Annotated in this window: 4 protein-coding genes and 1 pseudogene; 4 read left to right on the plus strand and 1 reads right to left on the minus strand. The window is 45.7% G+C overall.

Annotated elements, in window-relative coordinates; genetic code table 11:
* Positions 1-139 precede the first annotated feature (139 nt).
* The 3 genes from dnaX to recR all read left to right on the plus strand — a co-directional run bounded on the left by dnaX (position 140) and on the right by recR (position 2,754).
* A complete protein-coding gene (gene dnaX / locus WMO25_RS15655) occupies positions 140-1,726 on the plus strand; it encodes a DNA polymerase III subunit gamma/tau (protein ID WP_349086103.1) in 1,587 nt (528 codons plus the stop codon).
* 87 nt (positions 1,727-1,813) lie between these two features.
* Positions 1,814-2,158, plus strand: a complete 345-nt coding sequence (locus tag WMO25_RS15660) for a YbaB/EbfC family nucleoid-associated protein (protein WP_015514996.1) — start codon at positions 1,814-1,816, stop codon at positions 2,156-2,158.
* Entirely contained in the window at positions 2,158-2,754 is a 597-nt protein-coding gene (gene recR / locus WMO25_RS15665; protein ID WP_015514997.1) for a recombination mediator RecR, read from the plus strand. Before WMO25_RS15660 ends, recR begins: the two co-directional genes overlap by 1 nt.
* A 36-nt stretch (positions 2,755-2,790) precedes the next feature.
* Here the strand turns inward: recR and WMO25_RS15670 are convergent, their stop codons facing one another.
* Complete coding sequence (locus WMO25_RS15670) at positions 2,791-3,312, minus strand: DUF1256 domain-containing protein (RefSeq protein WP_349086104.1); 522 nt, start codon at positions 3,310-3,312, stop codon at positions 2,791-2,793.
* A 186-nt stretch (positions 3,313-3,498) separates the two neighbouring features.
* Here WMO25_RS15670 and WMO25_RS15675 point away from each other — a divergent pair.
* Positions 3,499-4,049: pseudogene (locus tag WMO25_RS15675) on the plus strand (LysM peptidoglycan-binding domain-containing protein); the annotation flags it as partial.

The raw sequence follows: 4,049 nt of genomic DNA on the forward strand, positions 1-4,049 counted from the left end.
TTTCGTCGGTGTGGCGTATCCGCCAAATAAAATTTCAAAAACAGTTTTAAAAATGCAAGCATTTTATACCTGTTTTTGAAATTTTGCTTGGCTCTGAACAGTTACAAATAATATGTAATTTAGATAGAGGCGGTAGATTATGGCTTATCAGGCATTGTATCGTAAGTGGCGTCCATCGAATTTTGACGAAGTCAGAGGACAGGATCATATCGTTACAACATTGAAAAATCAAATAGAGATGAATCGTATCGGACATGCCTATCTGTTTTGCGGTACAAGAGGAACCGGTAAGACGTCCATTGCCAAGATTTTTGCAAAGGCAGTGAATTGTGAACACCCTGTGAATGGCAGCCCATGCAATGAATGTGCCATGTGCCGTGCGGTCAATGAGCAGCGTTCTATGAACGTAATCGAGATTGATGCGGCTTCCAACAACGGTGTCGACAATATCCGTGAGATTCGAGAGGAAGTGGCTTATTCTCCTTCAGAAGGCAAGTATAAGGTTTATATCATCGATGAGGTGCATATGCTCTCCATTGGTGCTTTTAACGCACTTTTGAAGACATTGGAAGAACCGCCGTCATATGTTATTTTTATTCTGGCAACGACGGAAGCACACAAGATTCCGATTACCATTCTTTCAAGATGTCAGCGATATGATTTCAGACGTATTTCCACAGGAACCATCGCCGGACGATTGAGGGAACTGGCTGATGCGGAAGGCATTGATGCAGAAGATGCAGCGCTGGCTTATGTTGCCAGAATGGCGGATGGCTCCATGCGAGATGCTTTGAGCCTTTTGGATCAGTGCAACGCATTTTATATTGGACAGAAACTGAAGTATGAGAATGTGCTGGATGTCCTTGGCGCAGTGGACACCTCTGTTTTCGGCAGTCTTTTGAAGAGCATCTGCAGTCAGGATGTTTCAGGGGTTATTCATCTGATAGATGAGATCGTTATGCAGGGACGGGATCTGACGCAGTTTGTTGTCGATTTTACATGGTATCTGAGAAATCTTTTGATGGTGCAGAGCTCCGGTGATCTGACAGATCTGGTGGAAGCCTCTGTGGAACAGCTGGAAGTGATGCGTCAGGAGGCATCAGGTATTGATACGTCGGTACTGATGCGGTATATTCGTATTTTTTCGGATCTTTCAGGGCAGGTGCGTTATTCTACCCAGAAACGTGTTCTTGTGGAGGTGGCATTGATCAAGCTCTGTCATCCGGCCATGGAGCGGAATCTGGATGCAGTTCTGAACCGGTTGGCTATTCTTGAACAGAAAGTAGCGAAGGGGGTTGTGGTGTCTTCACAGTCCTCGGGCGGCGGTGCAGCCGGAGGAGATGCCGATGGCATAAGCGGTCTGCAGTCTGGGAATGGGGTACAGGTGCAGCCGGAACAGAAGGCAGTCTCGGAAGATCTTCGGATGATTATCGATCGTTGGAAGCAGGTGACCGGTGATCTGACACCGAGTATGGCAGTGATGCTCAGAGGGGCTGTCATTTCAGAAGGGCCGGACAATCAGCTGATCATTGCGCTGGCGGATGATATGCGATATGGTTATTTCGCGGAAGAGAGTCATCGCCAGGCTCTGGAGAATGCCCTCAGTGAGCGTGTTGGTAAGCTGGTGAAGGTGAATGCAGTACCTTTGAATAAGACCGAGAATGCCAGTCAGTTTATTGATCCGGTACAGGCATTTCAGGGAATTGACATTGTTTATGAGGATTAGTATGGCGTAATTCGGTTGTTTGTGAGATAATCGGAGAGAGTGCTGATTCATTCATATCATATTTTTATTATAACAGGAGGAAGAACAATGGCTAAAAGAGGCGGTTTCCCAGGTGGTATGCCTGGTAATATGAACAATTTAATGAAGCAGGCGCAGAGAATGCAGCGTCAGATGGAAGAGGCTCAGAAAGAGCTGGAAGAGAAGGAAGTTGAAGCAGCAGCAGGCGGCGGTGCTGTTAAGGTAAAGGTTTCCGGCAAGAAGGAAATTGTTGCTGTAACAATTGACCCTGAAGTGGTTGATCCGGAAGATGTAGAAATGCTGGAAGATTTAATCATGGCAGCAGCCAACGAAGCCCTTCGTAAGATGGATGAAGTATCTCAGTCATCAATGGCGAAGATTACAGGCGGCCTTGGCGGAGGCTTTGGATTTTAATGGATGCTTACAGCAATCAGATCAACAAGCTGATTGAAGAATTATCGAAACTGCCGGGAATCGGTGCCAAATCCGCACAGCGACTGGCGTTTCACATTATTAATATGCCAAAGGATCAGGTGCAGAATCTGGCAGGAACCATTGTTTCAGCCAGAGAGAAGATTCGCTACTGCAGCTGCTGTTGGAATCTGACAGATAGTGAACTGTGTCCGATTTGTGCTAATCCGAAGCGGGATCATCATGTCATTATGGTTGTTGAGACTCCGAGAGATCTGGCAGCTTATGAGAAGACGCAGAAGTATGAAGGTGTCTACCATGTCCTGCATGGGGCTATCTCGCCGATGCTTGGCATCGGTCCGTCGGATATTCGTCTGAAGGAATTGATGACAAGACTTCAGGGAGATGTGACGGAAGTGATCATTGCGACCAATTCCACCCTTGAAGGTGAGACAACAGCGATGTATATCAGCAAATTGATCAAGCCGACGGGCATCAAGGTGACAAGGATCGCCAGCGGTGTGCCGGTAGGAGGAGATTTGGAGTATATCGATGAGGTGACGCTGCTGAGAGCCCTTGAGGGAAGAACTGAACTATAAGATAAGCCAATAATTTTTATCCGGGAGGGATAAGAATTATTGGCTTTTTTCATTCTTCAATGACAAAATGGCGTATGTGAGTGGATAACAAAACGCTGGCAGGAGTGTGCGGGCAGAGGGATGGGTGAGATTGTCAAAGACACCTGTTATATGGAGCTGACCAACGGGCGGCAGCTGTCTGCGAAGGGCTGAACCGGGGAAGAGTGCACCTTCTGTCAGCGTGAGATGACCGCTTTGCGCCGGATTTCCGATGGCGGCATCTATGGCAATGAGGCAGTATTTTTTTTCAACTGTTTTTAATAACGGCATGTTATGGGGCAATGTCAGGGCATTCAGCGGCCATTCCATTGTCCCATAAACATTTGGAAGCCCGTGTCTGGTGAGGATGGTCCCCATCAATGGCCCGAGGCTGTCGCCGGGAACGTTGGCAGATCCGATGCAGGCAAAGGCCAGTGGCTTTCCCCGAGGGTTGACACGGTTAAGTAAATATCGCAGATTTCGACTGAAAATATCAGCAGCGTCAGGCTGTGCGCTGTTGATCCATATAGATGAATACATGGGAAAAATCCTTTTTTTATCTTGATTAAAAGGAGTTTTTCCTTTTTTTTATATTTTATACCGGAGATAAAGAAGCGGCATTGGATTAACAGTATTGTCTATCATTTGTGAGCGGCAGGCCGACAGCCTTTGATAAAAAATCACATCTGCTTATGCTAACATAGGGAAGTGAAAAGGAGGCACAGCATGGTTGAGATTAAGAGCGAGGAAAATAATACTGTTCAATTGCCGAATAATATTCGTCAGGTAGGTACACCCGGGGAAAAAATAAAAATATATATAGAAGATTATGTGATGACGTATCTGAATCAGATGACGGGAGAGAAGCCTGTTCTTCAAAAAGCAGCACTTCTTCTTGGTGAAAAGGTCAAAAAGGAGAGTACGGATATTTACTTTATCAGTGCGGCAGTTGCTGTAGTGCCGATGGAGTGGAAAGAGGATCGGTTCAAATTATCGTCGGATGAATGGACAGCCTTGTATGACAAAATCAATCATTATTTTAAAAACAGGCATATACTGGGGTGGTTTTTGTCGAGACCGGGGCAGGCTGCAGCTGCGGACGGAGAAATAGAAAAAATACACAGTGATAATTTTAAAGATAAAGGACCAATTTTTTATACGGCTGATCCATTAGATCGGGAGGATGCCTTTTATCTTTATGAAAACGGACATTTATTCAGACAGCATGGCTATTACATTTACTATGACAGAAATGAAGCGATGCAGAATTATATGAT

The organism is Coprococcus intestinihominis, assembly GCF_040096555.1.
Classification (GTDB): domain Bacteria; phylum Bacillota; class Clostridia; order Lachnospirales; family Lachnospiraceae; genus Coprococcus_A; species Coprococcus_A intestinihominis.